The 19,062-nt window shown below is 53.0% G+C and carries 16 protein-coding genes; 12 read left to right on the forward strand and 4 right to left on the reverse strand.

Annotated elements, in window-relative coordinates; translation table 11 throughout:
- Positions 1-109: 109 nt before the first annotated feature.
- Entirely contained in the window at positions 110-568 is a 459-nt protein-coding gene (locus DBZ16_RS08090; protein WP_107813606.1) for a c-type cytochrome, read from the reverse strand.
- A gap of 126 nt (positions 569-694) precedes the next feature.
- Between DBZ16_RS08090 and DBZ16_RS08095 the strand changes: the two genes are divergently transcribed.
- The 10 genes from DBZ16_RS08095 to trxA all read left to right on the forward strand — a co-directional run bounded on the left by DBZ16_RS08095 (position 695) and on the right by trxA (position 10,267).
- The gene (locus DBZ16_RS08095; RefSeq protein WP_107813607.1) at positions 695-1,522 is read left to right on the forward strand and encodes an SDR family oxidoreductase; all 828 of its coding nucleotides are present in this window, start codon (positions 695-697) and stop codon (positions 1,520-1,522) included.
- 134 nt (positions 1,523-1,656) lie between these two features.
- Complete coding sequence (locus DBZ16_RS08100) at positions 1,657-2,133, forward strand: Fur family transcriptional regulator (RefSeq protein ID WP_049227861.1); 477 nt, start codon at positions 1,657-1,659, stop codon at positions 2,131-2,133.
- Positions 2,121-3,050, forward strand: coding sequence for a CobW family GTP-binding protein (locus DBZ16_RS08105; RefSeq protein WP_003757856.1), 930 nt, complete (start codon positions 2,121-2,123; stop codon positions 3,048-3,050). Before DBZ16_RS08100 ends, DBZ16_RS08105 begins: the two co-directional genes overlap by 13 nt.
- 152 nt (positions 3,051-3,202) lie before the next feature.
- Positions 3,203-3,973, forward strand: coding sequence for a phospholipase D family protein (locus DBZ16_RS08110; RefSeq protein WP_107813608.1), 771 nt, complete (start codon positions 3,203-3,205; stop codon positions 3,971-3,973).
- 91 nt (positions 3,974-4,064) lie between these two features.
- Positions 4,065-5,117 (forward strand): ABC transporter permease subunit, encoded by a 1,053-nt coding sequence (locus DBZ16_RS08115; protein WP_045072531.1) that lies wholly within the window; start codon positions 4,065-4,067, stop codon positions 5,115-5,117.
- Positions 5,118-5,152: 35 nt separating this feature from the next.
- A complete protein-coding gene (locus tag DBZ16_RS15410; protein ID WP_167390275.1) occupies positions 5,153-5,329 on the forward strand; it encodes a hypothetical protein in 177 nt (58 codons plus the stop codon).
- Between the two features lie 43 nt (positions 5,330-5,372).
- Positions 5,373-6,395, forward strand: a complete 1,023-nt coding sequence (locus DBZ16_RS08120) for an ABC transporter permease (RefSeq protein WP_107813609.1) — start codon at positions 5,373-5,375, stop codon at positions 6,393-6,395.
- Between the two features lie 107 nt (positions 6,396-6,502).
- Positions 6,503-8,044: a fatty acid--CoA ligase gene (locus tag DBZ16_RS08125; RefSeq protein ID WP_107813610.1), complete on the forward strand. Its 1,542-nt coding sequence runs from the start codon at positions 6,503-6,505 to the stop codon at positions 8,042-8,044.
- A 192-nt stretch (positions 8,045-8,236) separates the two neighbouring features.
- Positions 8,237-9,784 carry an ABC transporter ATP-binding protein gene (locus DBZ16_RS08130; protein WP_107813611.1) on the forward strand — a complete coding sequence of 516 codons (1,548 nt, stop codon included), beginning with the start codon at positions 8,237-8,239 and terminating at the stop codon, positions 9,782-9,784.
- A 150-nt stretch (positions 9,785-9,934) separates the two neighbouring features.
- Positions 9,935-10,267 (forward strand): thioredoxin TrxA, encoded by a 333-nt coding sequence (gene trxA / locus DBZ16_RS08135; protein ID WP_049223229.1) that lies wholly within the window; start codon positions 9,935-9,937, stop codon positions 10,265-10,267.
- A gap of 227 nt (positions 10,268-10,494) precedes the next feature.
- On the opposite strand, the gene DBZ16_RS08140 is transcribed toward trxA, so the two are convergent.
- Both DBZ16_RS08140 and DBZ16_RS08145 read right to left on the reverse strand, forming a co-directional pair.
- Complete coding sequence (locus DBZ16_RS08140; protein WP_107813612.1) at positions 10,495-11,754, reverse strand: RsmB/NOP family class I SAM-dependent RNA methyltransferase; 1,260 nt, start codon at positions 11,752-11,754, stop codon at positions 10,495-10,497.
- 70 nt (positions 11,755-11,824) lie between these two features.
- On the reverse strand, positions 11,825-12,676 hold the full coding sequence (locus DBZ16_RS08145; RefSeq protein WP_107813613.1) for a DUF1853 family protein: 852 nt from the start codon (positions 12,674-12,676) through the stop codon (positions 11,825-11,827).
- Between the two features lie 194 nt (positions 12,677-12,870).
- On the opposite strand from DBZ16_RS08145, the gene DBZ16_RS08150 reads away from it, so the two are divergent.
- Entirely contained in the window at positions 12,871-13,323 is a 453-nt protein-coding gene (locus DBZ16_RS08150; protein ID WP_070497089.1) for a DUF1775 domain-containing protein, read from the forward strand.
- 144 nt (positions 13,324-13,467) lie between these two features.
- Here DBZ16_RS08150 and DBZ16_RS08155 read toward each other — a convergent pair whose 3' ends face one another.
- A complete protein-coding gene (locus DBZ16_RS08155; protein WP_107813614.1) occupies positions 13,468-16,794 on the reverse strand; it encodes a DUF2339 domain-containing protein in 3,327 nt (1,108 codons plus the stop codon).
- 707 nt (positions 16,795-17,501) lie between these two features.
- Here DBZ16_RS08155 and DBZ16_RS08160 point away from each other — a divergent pair.
- Positions 17,502-18,956 (forward strand): efflux transporter outer membrane subunit, encoded by a 1,455-nt coding sequence (locus tag DBZ16_RS08160; protein ID WP_107813615.1) that lies wholly within the window; start codon positions 17,502-17,504, stop codon positions 18,954-18,956.
- Positions 18,957-19,062 lie beyond the last annotated feature (106 nt).

The following is a 19,062-nucleotide window of genomic DNA, read 5'->3' on the forward strand; positions in this document are numbered from 1 at the left end:
GGCTGGATTGCCGTTGAATCCGGTTATTTAAGTGTCGCAATCATCAAAAACCAAAAAGGTCGTCTGAAACCATATTTCAGACGACCTTTTTGTGTTTCTGCGCAGCGGTTTATTCTTCCGGAGCGCGGAAGGTGTCGTGGCAGGATTTGCAGCTTGCGCCGGTTTCGCTGTAAGCGGCTTTGATTTCTTCCAGCTTGCCGGTTTGTGCGGCGGCGTTCAGTTTCTCAACGGCAACGGCGAATTTGTCTTCTTCGGCTTTGAATTTAGCCGCATCAGACCAAACCGCAGGCAGGGCGCGGCCGTTGCCTTTGTCGTCAGATTGGAAGAAAGTGAAAGGTTTTTTGCTGGTTTCGGCAAAAGTCGCCGCCGCCTGCTTGAATTTCTCTACGTCGTAAGGCTCTTCGCCTTTTACCATTTTGCCCATGCTGGAGAACTCGGGCATCATGGCTTTGAACGCAGTGGTACGGTCTTCGGAGATCGGACCTTTGGGTTGCGCGGGTGCGCCGCCACCGCAGGCGGCAAGGGTCAGGGCAGCGAGCAGGGCTGCTGAGAAGAGTTTGGTATTCATGGCTTTTGTGTCCTGTGATAGTATTTTGTTATTCATATTTTTCAGACGACGTCCGAAGAGGTCGTCTGAAAAGTTGCAATCATACCTGAAATGGGTTTACAAAACGAGAAAAGAAAGGAAATAGTTATGGCGATTTTGGTTACCGGCGCGTCTGCTGGTTTCGGCGAGGCGATGTGCCGCACGTTTGCGCAGGCAGGTTATTTCGTTATCGGCGCGGCACGGCGCGGCGAGAAACTGCAGGCATTGGCGGCTGAATTGGGCGAGCGGTTTTATCCTTTGGAAATGGACGTTTCGCGTACCGAGTCGATACGCAACGCGCTCGACAGCCTGCCTGAAAATTTTGCCGAAATCGATTGCCTGATCAACAACGCCGGATTGGCATTGGGTTTGGAAACAGCGGACAAGGCAGATTTCAGCGATTGGGAAACCATGATTCAAACCAACATTATCGGTTTGACCTTTCTGACGCGCCAAATCCTGCCGCAAATGGCGGAGCGCAAACAAGGCTATATCATGAATCTGGGTTCGATTGCCGGCAGCTATGCCTACGAAGGTAGTAATGTGTACGGCGCGACCAAGGCGTTTGTGCGCCAGTTCAGCATGAACCTGCGCGCGGAATTGGCGGATAAAAACATCCGCGTCACCAACATCGAGCCGGGTTTGTGTAGCGGTACCGAGTTTTCCAACGTCCGCTTTAAGGGCGATGACGAGCGGGCGGAAAAGGTTTATGAGAACGTCGAATCCATCCGGCCGCAAGACATTGCGGATACGGCTTTGTGGCTCTATCAGCGTCCGGCGCACATGAACGTCAACTCCATCGAAATCATGCCCGTCGCCCAAACGTTTGCCGGTATGAAAGTGATCCGCAATGCGCCGCCCGTACCCGTGTTAACCGAGAATTTCGAGAAACAAAGTATGTCTTTGTTTGCAAAGATTAAGTCGTGGTTTAAATAGGCAGATTGGATAGGATAGGGTCGTCTGAACAGGAATACTCGGTTTCAGACGACCTCCGAATATCTGCATCTTACATAAACACGTTATAATGTAATCCTTTCCGTTCAGAATATTAAGGTCGTCTGAAAGCCTTTATGAAACACGCAATCAAACAAAAAATCCTCGAACAGGCACGCCGTGACGGCGTACAGGTAACCGCTTTGCGCGAGCAGGTGCTCGATATCGTTTTGCAGCAAAGCGGCGTGATTAAAGCCTACAATGTCTTGTCGCAGATGCAGCAGCAAAGCGAGGGCGTGGTTGCGCCGCCAACGGCCTACCGCGCCCTTGATTTTTGGGCGGAGCAGGGCGTTTTGCACAAAGTGGCGGCGGTCAACGGCTATATTTTGTGCAGCCACGCGCAGCACGAGTGCAACGACCATTGCCACGACCACGAAGAAGCCGAAGCGCACCACAGCGCGTTTATTTTGGTCTGCACCGAATGCGGCACGGCGGACGAGCAAACCCTGAGCCACGAATGGGCGGCACTGCGCGCAGGCGTTGCCGAGAGCGGCTTTGCACTGAAAGAAGAACACGTTGTTTTAACTGGAATCTGTAAAAAATGTCAGAAGTGAAAAAAACCAAAGTCCACCTGATTTCAGGTTTTCTGGGAACAGGCAAAACCACCGCGCTCAAAAGCCTGATGGAGCAGAAAGACCCGAACGAAAAATGGGTCATCATCGTCAACGAGTTTGGCGAAATCGGCATTGACGGCGCGGTATTGAGCGATAACGGCATCCCCGTGGCAGAAATCGCCGGCGGTTGTTTGTGTTGCACAGCCGGCCCGCAAATGGGCGTAACCGTACAGAAAATGCTGCGCGATGCCAAACCCGACCGCCTGATGATTGAAGCCAGCGGACTGGCACACGCCGCCAGCGTCATCGACGAGTTGAAAGCCAAACCGCTGGACAGCCTTCTGGAAATCGGCGCCGTCTTTACCGTCGTCGATCCGCGCCAGTTCATCAACCCCGATTACGCGCAACAGGCATTGTATAAAGACCAAATCGGCATCTGCGACGTATTGGTCGCCAGCAAAACCGATTTATGCACCCCCGAACAGCTTGCCGAATTTCACGACAAAGCGGCAAAACTGTTCCCGCCCAAAGCCAAAGTGGTCGAAGTCCAAAACGCACAACTCGACATCCAATGGCTTGATATTCCCGTCATCGAAAAATCACGCTACCGCCTCAAAGCCCTGCCGGACAACACCATGGGCTTCCAGTCGCAAGGTTTCACTTTCCCCGCCGGACGCGATTTCGACGGCGAAAAGCTGACCAACTTCTTCAACGACCTGCCCAAATTCACAGACGGCCTCGTCCGCGCCAAAGGCGTGTTCCAAGTGCTCGGCACATGGGTGTGGCTCAACTGGGTGGACGGGCAGTGGGGCGCTAACCAAGTCTCATGGCGGCGCGACTCGCGCTTCGAGCTGATTGCCAAATCGTTTGATGCGGATTTGATTGAGAAGAAACTGCAAGAGGCTTTGGAGAAATAAGGAAGGTCGTCTGAAAGTTTGTCGCAGCAATTTTCAGACGACCTAAACGATAGTGAAGTCTATTGTTTCAACTGTCAGAATAATATAAAGCAACTGCGTAGCGTGGGCTCTGCCCGCGAATAAATCAAATAAACATTGCAGGAAAGAAGAAAATGGCAAAATTTTTAAATACCAGCGGTACAACGTATTACTTGGAGGAGTTAATTAAAAATGCACAGGAACGGCTTTATTTGATTAGCCCTTATCTAAAATTAAACGATAGGGTAAAAGAGCTTTTAGAAGACAAAGACCGCATGAAAATCGATGTGCGGATTGTATATGGTAAAAGTGAATTGCAGCCTTCAGAGGCAGCCTGGTTGAAAAATTTAAATTATGTTCGTACAAGCTATTGTCCGAATCTTCATGCAAAATGTTACGTCAGCGAAGATGCTTGCATTATTACAAGCCTGAATTTATATGAATTCAGCCAAATAAATAATAATGAAATGGGTATCTTACTGAAGCGTAGCGAAGATGGGGAAGTCTATCAAGATGCTTATAGCGAAGCGCAGCGTATTATCCGTATTAGCGATGAAGTTAAAATTTCAGTTGACGTAGTAGAAAAAGAGCAAGTTTCGCAGAAAAATCAGAATATAGAAATTGCTAAAAAATACGATACATTGACTGTCGCTAAGCTGGCAGAAAAATGGGGAGTAACGACGGAAGAATGCAATGCGAAACTGTGTCATGCAGGCTTGCAGGAAATAGACGGTAAGTTCTACCGTTTGACAGATACAGGTAAGAAAGCCGGTGGGCTTATCAAAAAAGGACGTTACGGATATTTTATTGTGTGGCCGGATAGTTTGACATTGGAAATGGTCGAAGCGGCTGGCAATAATCAGAAAGATTTGCTGGATAGGTTTATTAGCTGGCTTATCAGTTAAATTTTTTACAAGTATTAAAAGTATAGGTCGTCTGAAAGCAATCCGTACTTTTCAGACGACCTTAAAACCCAAATAGAGGAATACCCCAAGCATGTACCGTTACATCCTCCACCGCCTATTACTCTTAATCCCCACGCTGTTGGGGATTTTGGCGATTACTTTTGCCGTTATCCAATTCGTGCCGGGCGGGCCGGTGGAGCAGATGGTGCAGCAGTTGACGCATGGTGCAGTCGGTGGCGAGACGGCGACTGTGGTGGCGGGCGATACGATGAAACATGGCAACCGCATCAGCCCGGAAGATTTGGCGGCGTTGAATGCGCTGTACGGTTTCGACAAGCCGCCGCTGACGCGGTTTGCGGATATGGTGTGGCGGTTTGCCCGTTTTGATTTGGGCAAGAGTTTTTTTCATCATGAAACCGTGTTCGAGCTGGTCAAACAGAAAATGCCGGTGTCGATGAGTTTGGGCTTGTGGACGTTTTTCCTGACTTATCTGATTTGTATCCCGTTGGGCATTGCCAAGGCGGTGCGCGACGGCAGCCGTTTTGATGCGGTAACGGGGATGGTGGTGCTGGTCGGTTATACCATACCGCCGTTTGTGTTGGGTTTGGTGCTGCTGGTGTTGTTTGGCGGCGGCAGCTTTTTTGCGTGGTTCCCGCAGGGCGGTTTGGTCGGCGATGATTTCGACACGCTGTCGTGGGCGGGCAAAATCAAGGATTATCTGTGGCACATGGCGCTGCCGATTACGGCTTCGGTGGCGGGCAGTCTGGCGGTAACGACGGTGTTGACGAAAAACGTGTTTCTTGAAGAAATCCGCCGCCAATATGTCTATACCGCCCGCGCCAAGGGTTTGCCGGAAAAACAGATTTTGTGGAAACACGTTTTCCGCAACGCGATGATTCCGCTGATTACCGGCTTTCCCGCTGCCTTTATCGGCGCGTTTTTCACCGGCAGCCTGCTGATTGAAACCTTGTTCTCGCTCGACGGGCTGGGGCTGCTTTCCTACGAGGCGGTGATGAAGCGCGATTATCCGGTGGTGATGGGGACGCTGTATGTGTTCACGCTGATGGGTTTGCTGGCGAAATTGGTGTCGGATATTTCTTATTCGTGGGTCGATCCGCGTATTCATTTCGGCGGACAGAAATAGGTCGTCTGAAAACTTAAAGAATTATGGAGTTAAATATGATTAAACGTTTAAAAGATATTTCTGAAGAAAGCCGCGAACATAAAAACGATGGTGCAAAAGTAGTCCGTATGGAATTGCAGGATGATGAAGCAACCAAACGGTTGGTCATGCATAGCGCAAAGCGCGTAATTGCCGCGCATAAGTCAGAATTGGAAAAGTTGGCTTATAAGTAATCTCCATGGTTGAATATTCAAACGACCTTTGTGCAATCCAATTATGAAAACACACACCTCAAACCCCACTTGGCAGGCATTCAAGCAACACAAACGCGGCTGGTTCGCGCTGCGGGTTTTAGCCGTTTTGTTTGCCGTCGCGCTGCTTGCGCCTTTGTGGAGCAACGACAAGCCGTTGTTGATACGTTATCAGGGCGAATATTATTTTCCACTGGTAAACGAATACAACGAAACCGTGTTCGGCGGCGATTTCGACACACCTGCCGATTACCTCGATCCGCTGATACGCGGCAACATCACATCAAACGGCAATTACGCCGTTTATCTGCCCAATCCCTACGATGCCGATACGCTCAATGATTTCGACACGCAGCCCGACCCTGCAAGTCCGTCCGAAAGGCACTTGCTCGGCACGGACGACCGCGGTCGCGATGTCTTGGCGCGTTTGGTTTACGGATTCCGAGATTCCCTATTATTCGCCCTTGCACTGACTTTGGTAACGACCGTAATCGGCGTGATCACCGGCGCGGTGCAGGGTTATTTCGGTGGCAAAACCGACCTCTTGATGCAGCGTTTTATCGAAATCTGGGGCGGGATGCCGGAGCTTTACCTCTTGATTATCCTGTCTTCGTTTTTCAATCCCAGTCTGCTGATATTGCTGGTGTTGCTGTCGTTGTTCGGCTGGATGGGGCTGTCGGACTACGTCCGCGCCGAGTTTTTGAAAAACCGTCAGGCGGATTACGTTTTGGCGGCGCGTTCGATGGGGGTGGGCAACCGCGCGATTATGTGGCGGCACATCCTGCCCAACAGCCTGACGCCCGTATTGGCGTTTCTGCCTTTCCGCATCTCCGGCGCGGTGCTTGCGCTGACCAGCTTGGATTTCCTCGGTTTGGGCGTTCCCGCGTCGCAGGCGAGCTTGGGCGAACTTTTGGCGCAGGGCAAGGACAACTTAGACGCCTGGTGGATAGGCTTGTCCACCGTCGGTACGCTGACGATTATGCTGCTTTTGCTGGTGATGATAGGCGAGGGCTTGCGTCAGGCGTTTGACGTGCGCGCTAGGGGATAGTATAAGCACGGAGTCTTTGCGGGCGTATATCAATGCGCGACCCTCGCCTTTAGAAGTTTCAGACGACCTCTATAATATTTTACTCACTTCATTTTTAAAGAATTCCAATGAATCAAACACACAACACAAACTTTTACGAAATGCTGACCGCTGCCTGCCGTAAAAACGGCAAAGGGACTGCGGTGTTCAACGACAAAGAAAAAACCACCTACCACGCGCTCAAGCAAGAAGTCGATGCCGTAGCCGCATATCTGCAAAATATGGGCGTCAAATTCGGGGACAAAGTGGCTCTGGCGGTATCCAATTCGCCGGAATTTATCAGCGCCTATTTTGCCGTCTCCGCCATCGGCGCGGTTGCAGTACCGATGAATACGTTTTTGAAAAACAACGAATACGCGTATATTTTGAACGACTGCAAAGCGCGGTTTATGTTTGCTTCGGCAGGTTTGCAGAAAGAATTGAAGGGGCTGAAAAAACAGACCTGTGTCGAGAAAATCATTTGGATAGGCGAGGCGAAAGCGGCGGACGAAGCCGATGCGCGTTTTGAAGAAGCGCGCCGTTTCTCGGGCACGCCCGATTTGAGCCGCCAGCCGAAAATCGATGATTTGGCGCATATTATTTACACTTCCGGTACGACAGGCCATCCCAAAGGGGCATTAATCAGCTATGGCAACCTGTTTGCCAACCTTGAAGGCATCGAGCGCATCTTTAAGATTACCAAACGCGACCGCTTCGTCGTGTTCCTGCCGATGTTCCACAGCTTTACGCTGACGGCTATGGTGTTGCTGCCAATTTATATGGCGTGTTCGATTATTTTGGTGAAATCCGTTTTCCCGTTCTCCAACGTTTTGAAACAGGTTTTATTCAAACGCGCGACCGTGTTTTTGGGCGTGCCCGCGATTTACACCGCCATGAGCAAAGCGAAAATCCCTTGGTATTTCAGATGGTTCAACCGCGTCCGTCTGTTTATCAGCGGCGGTGCGCCTTTGGCGGAACAAACCATCCTCGACTTTAAAGCGAAGTTTCCGCGTGCCAAACTTTTGGAAGGCTACGGCTTGAGCGAATGCTCGCCTGTCGTCGCCGTCAACACGCCCGAAAGGCAAAAAGCTCGCAGCGTCGGCATCGCCTTGCCCGGATTAGAGGTCAAAGCCGTCAACGACGAATTGGTCGAAGTACCGACGGGCGAAGTGGGCGAACTCATCGTCAAAGGCGGTTCGGTCATGCAGGGCTACCTGAATATGCGCGATGCCACGGACGAAGCCATCGTCAACGGCTGGCTGAAAACAGGCGATTTTGTCACGATAGACGAAGACGGCTTCATCTTTATCGTCGACCGCAAAAAAGACCTGATTATTTCCAAAGGGCAAAACGTTTATCCGCGCGAAATTGAAGAAGCGATTTACAAACTCGACGCTGTCGAAGCCGCAGCCGTCATCGGCGTAAAAGACCAATATGCCGACGAAGAAATCATCGCCTTTATCCAACTCAAAGACGGCGAAACGTTGGACGAAGCCGACGTGCGCGCCCATTTGCGCGGACATTTGGCGAATTTCAAAATCCCCAAACAGATTTACTTTAAAGACGAACTACCGAAAAACGCCACGGGCAAAGTGTTGAAACGGGTGTTGAAAGAGCAGTTTCAGAAATAATAAGCGTTCAGACGACCTCGGTTTGCGGGTTTGAATCAGAGGTCGTCTGAAAAGCAGAAAGCCGATGTTTGTTGGGCGCGTTTCTTGTAAACCATCGGATATGGCTTATTGCTTCGTAAAGATTTCTGCCCGTGCGGCGGGTATTGCCGATTTGATTCCAACCGTTTTCCGTTTTCAGACGACCTCGATACCATGACGAAACCCATCCTTGAAATTGAAAACCTAAACGCCTTTTTCCCCGGCAAGCAAGTCCTGCACGATGTCAGCCTGACCGTACAGACCGGCAGGAAACTGGCATTGGTCGGCGAGAGCGGCAGCGGTAAAACCGTGTTGGCGCAGAGCATTATGCGGCTGAATCCGCTGGTGTCGTTTGAAGGTCGTCTGAAATTCGACGGCAACGATTTGCTGACCCAATCCGAACGCGCCCTGCAAAAGCTGCGCGGACGGGAAATCGGTATGGTGTTTCAAGAACCGATGACTGCGCTTAACCCCCTGATGCGCGTCGGTGCGCAGATTGCCGAAGTGCTGACCCTGCATCTGGGTTTGGACAAAAAACAGGCATGGGCGAGGGCGGTCGAACTCTTGGCGGAAACCGGCATCCGCGAGCCGGAGCAGAAAGCCTTTGCCTATCCCTTCCAGCTTTCCGGCGGGCAGCGGCAGCGGGCGATGATTGCGATGGCGGTTGCCGCCGAACCCAAGCTCTTGATTGCCGACGAACCGACCACCGCCCTCGATGTCGCCGTGCAGGCGCAGATTCTCGATTTGTTGGCGCGCTTGCAGCAGGCGCACGACATGACCATGCTCTACATCACCCACGACCTGAACCTTGTCCGCCGCTTTGCAGACGACGTCGCCGTGATGCGCGGCGGACGTATTGTCGAAACGGGCGCGGCGGCGGAAGTGTTTGCCCGTCCGCAACACGAATACACGCAAATGCTGTTGAACGCCGGTGCCGCGCGCAAGGTTGTGCCTTTGGCGGACAACCCCGCCACCGTCTTGCAGGCGGAGCAGCTTTCCGTTGCCGTCAAAGAAACGGCGGGCTGGTTCAAAAAACGCAGCAAAACCCTGCTGGAGCCGGTTTCCTTCGATTTGAAAGCGGGCGAAACGCTGGGCATCATCGGCGAAAGCGGCTGCGGTAAAACCACGCTGGCAAAAGCCGTCATGCACCTTATCGACGCGGAAGGTCGTCTGAAAATCAACGGCGAAGCCTGGACGCGCGAATCAAGGCGCGACATCCAAATGGTGTTCCAAGACCCGTTCGGCGCATTCAACCCGCGCATGAACGTCTTTAACATCGTTTCCGAAGCCCTGCGCGTCCACGAACCCGATTTGTCCCGCGCAGAAATGCGGCAGCGCGTGCAAGACGTATTGCGGCAGGTCGGACTGCCCGAAGACGCGCTCGAACGCTATCCGCACGCCTTTTCCGGCGGACAACGCCAGCGGCTCGCCATCGCCCGCGCCATTATCGTCCGCCCGAAAATCCTCGTTTTGGACGAACCCACCAGCGCGCTCGACGTACAATGGCAGCAACAGATTCTAGAGCTGCTCGCCGATTTGCAGAAAAAACACGGTCTCAGCCTCATCATCATCAGTCACGACCTCGCCGTCATCCGCGCCCTGTCGCACCGCGTGATGGTGCTGAAAGACGGCAAAATCGTTGAAGAGGGCGGCTGCGAAACCGTATTTGCCAACCCTTCCAGCGATTACACGCGCCATCTGATGAGCTTCAGGGCAGGCTGAACCGTCGGATAGGTCGTCTGAAAAACATTAGCCAATCGCGATGGCGGCCTTACAAAAAAACTATTACACTTTGGCGACACTTGAAATTTTCAGCCCCAAGCCCTATCCTGCACAACATCTGATTCAATTTGACACAAAAAGGAAAAACTCATGAGCAGCGAACTGATTATCCACACCACCGATGCAAATTTCGAACAAGACGTTTTGAAATCTGACGTCCCCGTATTGCTCGACTTCTGGGCACCTTGGTGCGGTCCTTGCAAAATGATCGCTCCGATTTTGGACGACATCGCCGCTGAATTTGAAGGTCGTCTGAAAGTCGTCAAACTCAACATCGACGACAACGAAGCCACTCCAGCCAAATTTGGCGTGCGCGGTATTCCGACGCTGATGGTGTTCAAAAACGGCGAAAACGTCGCCACCAAAGTCGGCGCATTGGCAAAAGGTCAATTGACCGCATTTGTAAACGCTTCTTTGGCTTAAGTTTTAACAACGCAAAAGGTCGTCTGAAATTTCAGACGACCTTTTTGTATGTTTGGATTCAATCAAACCGAGCGTTTTGTCTGTGCCCATCTATATCTATTCAAGGATTTCGGCGGTCAGGCATGAATCCATACAATCGATTTCATCCACGCTAAAAAGGTCGTCTGAAAAACCTAGAATCAGGTTTTTCAGACGACCTTCCGTGTGTTTACGCCTTGTTTGAACGCTTATTCCTTACGCTGCAAAACGGCGGCGAAGAATCCGTCGGTTTGGTGTTTTGCCGAATCGAGGCGCAGGTATTTGCCGGTGTTCAAATCGATTTTCAAAGCGGCGAGTAGCTCGGCGCAGTCGAGGAGTTCGTATTCCGGGTGTTCTTCCAAAAAGCGTTCGACCTGAATTTCGTTTTCTTCGGGCAACACGCTGCAAGTGGCGTAAACCAGCCTGCCTTGCGGCTTGACCAGTTTGGCGGCGGCATCGAGGATGCTGTGTTGCTGCTCCAAAAGTTTGGCGACGGTTTCGGGCGACTGGCGGTATTTGAGGTCGGGATTACGGCGCAGCGTGCCTAAGCCGGAGCAGGGGGCATCGACCAGGACGCGGTCGGCTTTGCCGGTGAGTCGGGCGATGCGGCTGTCGTGTTCGCTGCTGATGCGTTCGGGGTGGATGTTGGTCAGTCCGGCACGGGTCATGCGGGGCTTGAGGTTGGCAAGGCGTTTTTCGGCGATGTCGAAGGCGTAGATTCTGCCTTTGTTTGCCATTTGCGCGCCGACGGCGAGGGTTTTGCCGCCTGCGCCTGCGCAGAAATCGACGATGATTTCGCCGCGTTTGGCACCGACGAGCAGGGCAAGGAGCTGGCTGCCTTCGTCTTGGACTTCAAGCGTGCCGTCTAAAAACAATTCGTGTTTGTTGAGGGCGATTTTGTTTTTCAGGCGGATGCCCCAAGGGGAATAGTGCGTGGCTTCTGCATCGGGGCTTTCGGCTTGAAGCAGGGGCAGCACTTTGTCGCGTCTGCCTTTGAGCGTGTTGACGCGGATGTCGAGCGGCGCGGCTTGGTTGATGCTGCGGCCGAAGGCGAGGATTTCTTCCTTGTTAAAATGTTTTTGCAGTTGCTCCACCAGCCATTGCGGCAATTCGGCGGCGGTATGGAGGTCGTCTGAAAATTCGGTTTTGCGCGCTTTGAGGCCGCTGAGAAACTCGGTTTCTTCTTCGTCGAGCAGGTCTTTGATTTGGCTGATGTTGGTGCTTCTGCCGAGGACGAGTGCGGCAAGCGCGGCTTTGCGTGGCTGGGCGTGCGGACGGCGCAGGACGGCACTGATTTTTTGATAATGGCGCAGGGCGGCGAAGGCGGTTTCGGCAATTTCGTGGCGGTCTTGTCTGCCGAGTTTTTTGTGTTCGCGGAAGTAGCCGGACAAAACGGCATCGGCAGGCTGTTTGAAAGTCAGCATTTCAGCCAGAACTTTGGCGGTATGGTCAAGTTGGATCGGGGTCATGGTGGATTCGCAATCGGGGGAAAGGCTTGGATTATACTGGAAAGGTCGTCTGAAAACCTTGAATCGGGTTTCAGACGACCTTCATGATGCGTTCTATTTCATGCCAAAAGCCGTCGGGGCGCAATTCGAGTTTGGCGATTAAGCCGCTTTCGATTTGGCGGACGTCTCGCTCGGACAGGGTTTGCGCCTCGGCGACGCGGGCGGGGGCGAGGTATGCCATGCGGTCGATGAAGTGGTAGCGTGCGCCGTCGTGGGTCGGATATGCCGACCAGTCTCGGATAAAGACGCCGCGCCAGCAGTATGGGTTCAGCGGGGCTTCGGCGGAATCTGCGCCGACGGGAAAAAAGCCGATGCCGCGTATGACTGAAGCGGGTTGCGGCGCGTCGGGGAGACGGTTTTGCCGCAGGGTTTCGATGCCTTCGGGGGATTGAAACAGGGCGAGTTGGCGGGGCAGTTTGGCGGCTTTGGCGGTGAGGGTGTCTTTGGCATTGAGTCCACGCATGTCTGCGGATTTGCCACTGTCGCTGCCGTAATATTTGCAGGTCAGTTCAATGTGGTAGGGTTTGTCGTCGATGGAGGCGATGAAATCGGCGGCGCCTTGCGTGAGGTCGTCTGAAAACACGGGCAGGTTGCAGGCGTGCAGCTCGGTATGCGGCGCGTGGGTAAACCAAAATGCGAGCAGGCGTTCGGCGTAGATGCCGAGGCGGTTGCCGAAGGGGGCGTGTTCGGCGAGATAGTCATCTAAGGGGGCAGGATTGCCGTCCAAATCCAAAAGATAGCGGAAGCCGCGTTCGCCCAATAGCTCGCGGACGCTCAATTCACAGCCGCTTTGCCAAAGCGGCGGAGCGGTCAGCAGGGTGGCGAGGTCGCGGACGGACGGGGTGGCGAGTTTCCACCATAGGGCATCTAGGGCGTAGTTCATGAGGGCGGTATGGGTGTTGGGAAGGTAATGAATTTTATAATATCGTGCATGCAGTTGAAACCTGTAAGCCGCAGCGTTGTCTAAGCGGATGTTATTTTTTTCCTTGTTCCTTATCTGACGGCGCTTCTTTGTCAGGATTCGGGCAAGCCTTCAACCCTGATCTTTTTATCCACTCTTTATACGGAGATAACACAATGAAAATAAAGCTATTGTTTTCAGCTTTGGCACTGTCTGCATTGATGATGGATGCTCAGGCGCATGTTACGATTCGCAATAATTCTAATGGTGTTGATAGTATTTCTGGAAAATCAGACCATTTCCGCCTGAATGTGCCAACCAATCGCGGTAAGGCGGTAACCGGGGTAAAAATGGTGGTTGCCGAAGGTGTGAAACTGTTGTTCATCCATCCTGTTCCGGGTTGGACTTATAAAACGGAAAAAGATGCGGAAGGCAATATCGTCAGCATCACTTACAAAGGTCGTATGGAAGCGGGCGAATTCACTTCGTTCCCGTTTATCGCGCTGAATCCTAAAGGCGATGTCTCAGTGAAATACAAAGCGTATGTGACTTACGCGGATGGCGTTGTTGTGCCGTTTGACGGTTCGGAAGAGGCAAAAGGCTATCAACCGACGATTCATCTGAAATAATCGCTCGGGACGTTTGCCCTGATGCCGGCGGCTTAATCGGTATATTGAACTGCTTGGCAATCGGGCTGTAACGTTTTCCATATTAAAAAGGTCGTCTGAAAACCTGAATCGGTTTTCAGACGACCTTTTCTTTGGGAGGCTAGACTATGCTTTGTCCTCTTCGTTTTCCACTGCTTTAGGCGGAACGGGCGCGAACCAGCCGACCAAGAGCAGCAGCACGCCGACGATGATGAAGGAGGCGATGCGGGCGATGCCGCCGCTGTTGGAAAGCTCGATGAGGAAGAGCTTGACGACGACAATCGCCATCAGCGCCGCGCCGGTTATCCAGAAGGGGCGCAGTTTGCGGCGGTTGCCGTACACCATCAGGATGATGGCGGTAACTGCCCAGACGACGGAGAGGCTGGCTTGCAGACCGAAGGATTGGAGCATAATGTTGAGTTGCCAAGTGATGCCGTCGTAGAAGTGCCACAGGCGCATCACGCCCGCGCTGATGACCATGAATGCGAGGGCGGCGACGCCGGGGGCGTTTACGCGGCGGTATTCCAAAGGCAGGGCTTCGGGCAGGGACTTCAGGGCAAACCACAGCATTCCGGCGCAGGCGAGCTCCAGCGGGTTAAGCAGCGGGATATACGGCAACGGCGCGGGTTGGAACGGAGTGGAGAAGTTCGTCCATATCATCCAACTTGCCGATGCAAGGGCGGCTATCGGCAGGGCGAAATGCTGATAGGCGGCTTGATGTCGTCTGAAAAAGCCGCGCTGTCGCTGCGTATGGAGGACGATCCACATGATCAGCGGTACGGCAAGCCACGAGAGCTGCGACCAAACGCCGTCGAGACGATTGCCGACATACATTCCTGCCCAAAGCGACCAAAGGATGCCGAGCATGATGATGTTGAGTTTGTGCAAGTCGATAGGCGCATGGGTTTGGCGGTTGTTCAGAATGACGAAGTTCAACACGGTAGCGGCGGCAAGCGGCAGGGCTGCGGCGGCAGTCCATAGGTGCTCGAGGTGATAGCCGATGAAGTGCAGCGCAAACAGAGGCATGAATGCCAAGGTCGTCTGAAAAAGCTCTTTCCAGTTCAAACGGTTGGCAAGCAACAGCAAGGCGGTGAATATCGGTAATGCCCAAAGCTCGATAAACAGGATTTCCTCGCCCGTCCATTGGGTGTAGGTGGCGAAGCCGCCCAACATCAGAGCGATAACGAGGATAGCCCAGCCTGCAATCCGCGAGAATGGGAGGGGTTGGTCTTGTTTGTCTTGGCTTTCCGAGACTTCGGTTTGGACACGCGAATATTGCAACGCGTAGGCTGCGGCAAACAGCAGCGGCGCGGCGGCAAAGAGGTGCCAGTGTGTCAGGAAGCCGTTGGATTCATTATTAATCGAGGCTTGGAAGAGCAGGATAAAGATTGCATTGCCCAAGGCGAATGTGCTGAATACGTCCGACTTGCCTTTGCCTCGGCAGAACGCCCAAGCCGCCACCAAACCAGAGAAAATGATGATGCTGCCGCGTTCCGCGAGAAACAGTAAAGGCAGGATGGATGTGTAGAGCAGGGCGGCGCAGAGGGTTGCGTTTTGAAGCGTGTGTTCCCAGTGTGCCGAGCCTTTACGGCGGTAGAGATGCCATTGCAGGTAAATTGCCGCGCCGCCGAACAGGGTCAGCAGGGTGGTGAACCATTGACCGTGCAGGATGGTGGATCCTCCCTCCTGATAACCGCTCAGTTGGGTCAGCGCCGCCAGCAAATAAACAACGAGCGCACCCAAACGCATATGCGGACGCTGTTGGCGCAGTCCGAAGAAATACACGAGTGCGGATTCTACCGTCCACAGAATGACGGTGTTGCCGCGTTCAAAGTAAAGCGGAACGGCGAGCGTGAGGAAAAGCAGCGACAGGGCAACAAACGCCTGACGCAGGATATACAAACCCTGTTGCCGTTTCAGCATCAGCGCGGCAAGCCCGTAAACGGCGGCGAAGCCCAGCGCAGAGAATGCGTCCGCAGACGGCCAGTGTTCCACCATGCGGTATTGCAGTCCGAACGCCGCCGCCATCGTGCCGAACAATAAAGTATGGTCGAGGACGTGGACGCGCAGGCCGTGGGAGCAGAGGCTGTTCCAAATTTCTTCCAGCGTCGCGTTGTCGGCAACGGGCGCGAGCGTGTCTTCGCGGTTTTCCGTCAGCTTGCGGCGGGCGAACAGATAGGCGATGAAGGTGTAGAGCAGCCAGTGGTAAATCAGGAAAGGTTCGGTCGTGGCGAAATGCTGTGGCGTATAGCTTTGCATGCCCCACAATGCGGCAATGGAGAAGGTGCCGGCGAAACTCGTCAGGTTCAGCGACCGCCATGCCTTAAACCAAGCAATCGCCGCTACGCCTGCGTTGAGCAGGGAAAGGTAGGAAAACAGCACCAAATAATTGCCGCTGCCGTCCGATACCAGGATGGGCGCCGCCAGACCGCCGACCAAGGCGACCTGCGCCATAATCTGCGCGTTCTGCCTGATTGCCAGCAACGCCATCAATACAACCATTGCCACCATCAGCACAAACACGATCGGCGCAGGCAACAGCGGATGCAGTTTCAACGCCGCCAAAGAGGTCAGATACATCACCGCCACGCCGAAGCCTTGCAATACCAAGCCGTATTCGCGCTTGCGGCTTTGCAGCTTCCAGCCGCCGATGACCGCCGCCAAACCCGCGCCTGCAACGGTCAGGTAACGCATTTCCACCGGCACATAAATCCGCTCTGAGGCATAGCGCAAGAGGAACGCCAAGCCGAGGAACAGCACCACGATACCGGTTTTCAGCAGCGGATTGCCGCGCAGGAACCAAGCAACAATCGGATTTTCGGAGAATTTGAAATCGAAACCTTCTTCCTTATGGATAACGGTTTCACGAGATTCTGCGTCTGCGGTTTCAGATATAGGTTCAGACGACATTGGAACTTCATTTTCAGACGACGTCAGCAGGACAGGCGCGTCTTGTTTGCGTTCGTCCTCTTGAATAGCGGAAACTTCGATAGGCGTTTCGACGCTGTCTGCGTACAGAGCAGGTTCGGGCTGCACGGAAGGTTCAGCGGAAACAGGGGGGACAGGTGTAGAAAAAGAGGGAGCGGCAACCGGTTCGATGTGCGGCTCGACGGGCGCATCGTCCGCAGTTGCCACAGGCTCAGCCTTCTCATGAAGCGGCGCAGGGATCGTCTGAATATCATCGGCATGTTCGGACAAAACAGCACGCAGTTTCCTAGCCTGCCGGAATCCTTCTTTATCATGAACGGTTTCATGTTCCAAAGCCGTCAAACGCAGCTTCAGCAACTCGATTTCTTTTTCCAGATTTTGCAGTTTCGCATCATGTTCTTCCTGACGCGGTTTGCCGAGTTCACGCGCAAACAACCATAAAATAGAGCCGAAAATGACGCCGACGGTCATTTCGTCAAGAAAATAGCCAATGAGTATGGGGATGAGTAGGCAGAAATACTGCATAAAACACCTGTCCGATAACGGTAAAAATATGCCAATTGTAGCATCCTTGTCATTGGGCATATGTATAGAAGGCGTAACGGTAGGAAAAGGTGTTGTGCGGTAAGCGACATTGTATTTGCAGAATTAATTCACGGCACAAGGTCGTCTGAAAAGCGAAATTGGTAGTCGATGGGGTTCGTCCTGCTGTTTATAGTGGATTAAATTTAAACCAGTACGGCGTTGCCTCGCCTTGCCGTACTATTTGTACTGTCTGCGGCTTCGTCGCCTTGTCCTGATTTAAATTTAATCCACTATATTATTGAATGTAGGTTTTAGATCATGAAACTGGGGCGCAAATCCTGTGAACTTGCCATGCTTTATACGGACTATTTATTATAGGAATTGAACTTAAAATAGGGCGCGGTACGGTTTGTTTATCTATTAAGTCTCAAGGCTTTTTTATTCCCATATTTTTCAAAAGAAAATCTAATGCCTTATTAACCCAATCATTTTTGGATTTCCCGCCAATTTTGCCCCCTCTCCCCGTGGGAGAGGGTTAGGGAGAGGGCAGTAAGCCGCAGGCTTACATTTAGGTTTCTAGGTTTCGCAAAAAATCTTCTGAGAGGTCGTCTGAAAGGTTGTCCGGTCAAGAGGCTGCACACTCTGAAACGAGCGGAGCAAATTTTGCCAAAACGGAACGCTAAAACCTTTTCAAAAAGGAAAATACGATGAAATTCAATCAAATCCATTTACTGTGTGTTGCCGCAGTTTTAGCTATCGCCGCCTGTAAAAACACAGAAGTTCCGTTAAACAGTCAGGTTGAATTGCCCGAAACATTCACGCAGGATACGGCGGCGAAGGGCGATGCGGACATCGGGGCGTGGTGGCAGCAGTGGAACGATCCGGTGTTAAGCGGATTAATCGCGCAGGGTTGGGCGCAGGGGCATGATGTGAAAATCGCCGTCAGCCGTCTGAACGAAGCCCGTGCGGTGGCAGGAATGGCGCGTGCCGATTTGGGGCCGACCGTCGGACTGAGCGGCAAGGCGATGGCGAATTACAGCCAAATGGATAACCCGCTCAACAGCAATGCCAGGGCGTTGCTCTCGCGTTATCCGCAGACTGCATCTTTAAACGACGACACCATCGATTCTCAAGGCACCAGCCTGTATGGCGGACTGACCGCTTCGTGGGAGCCGGATATTTTCGGCAAGAAACGCAGCGATGCCGATGCCGCCCGTTATGCCGCGCTCGGACAACAAGAGTTGGCATATGGCGCGCAAATGCTGGTGGCGGGCGATATTGCCGACAATTATTTCAAAGCGCGTGCGGCTCAAGGTCGTCTGAAAACCGCCGATCAAACCGTTGCCGCCCTGCGGCGTATGGTTCGCTATATCGAAGGGCGTTTTAAGGCGGGACATGTCAGCGGCTATGAAGTGAACGAGGTGAAAGTGCAACTGACCGCAGCGGAAGCCAAACGCGTCACGATAGGGGCGGAATACGCCGCTTATGTGCGCAGTATCGCCGTGTTGACCGGCAACGTGCCGCAAACGTTTACGCTGCCCGAATCGTCTGTCAATGCGTTGGCGAACCAACCTTCCGCACCAAGCGGGCAAACGCCGCAAGGCTTGCTGGAACGCCGCCCCGACCTGCGCGCGCAGGCGGCTCAAGTCAACGCCTATGCCGCCAAATTCGCCAGTGCCAAAGCCGATTTGCTGCCGCGCTTCACCATCAGCTTTATGGGTCAGGGCGGACGCATCGGTGTGGACGGCGACCGTTCGCTGACCGGCTGGGCAAGTTTGCTGTCGGTGGGTATACAGACGCCGCTGTTCACCAACGGTCGCATCAAAGCCAATATCAAAGCCGCCGACGCGCGCCTTCAGACGGCATTGCTGGAATACGACAAACGGCTCCTGACCGCGCTGGGCGAAGTGGACAGCGCATATCAAGGCGTGGAATCGTTAAGCCGCCAAACCGAACTGCTGCAAACCGCCCATAATCAGGCAGCGCACCACGCGGCCGATACGGAAAAAATGTTCCGCAACGGCTACAAAACGCTGGATGTCGCCCTCAAAGCCCACATCGCTGAAGATCAAATGCAGGAAAACCTGATTGCGGCGCGGCTGGCAAGGGCGCAGATGCTGGTGTCGCTGTATAAGGCATTGGGCGGGGGCTGGTCGAAATAAAGAAGCAAAAAGGTCGTCTGAAAAATTTCAGACGACCTGGGTTTATGAAAAGAATTAAAATTCCTGATATTGGTATGGATAAGGTTGCCGATTAAAAAGGTTAGTG

Source organism: Neisseria sicca (assembly GCF_003044565.1).
Classification (GTDB): domain Bacteria; phylum Pseudomonadota; class Gammaproteobacteria; order Burkholderiales; family Neisseriaceae; genus Neisseria; species Neisseria sicca_A.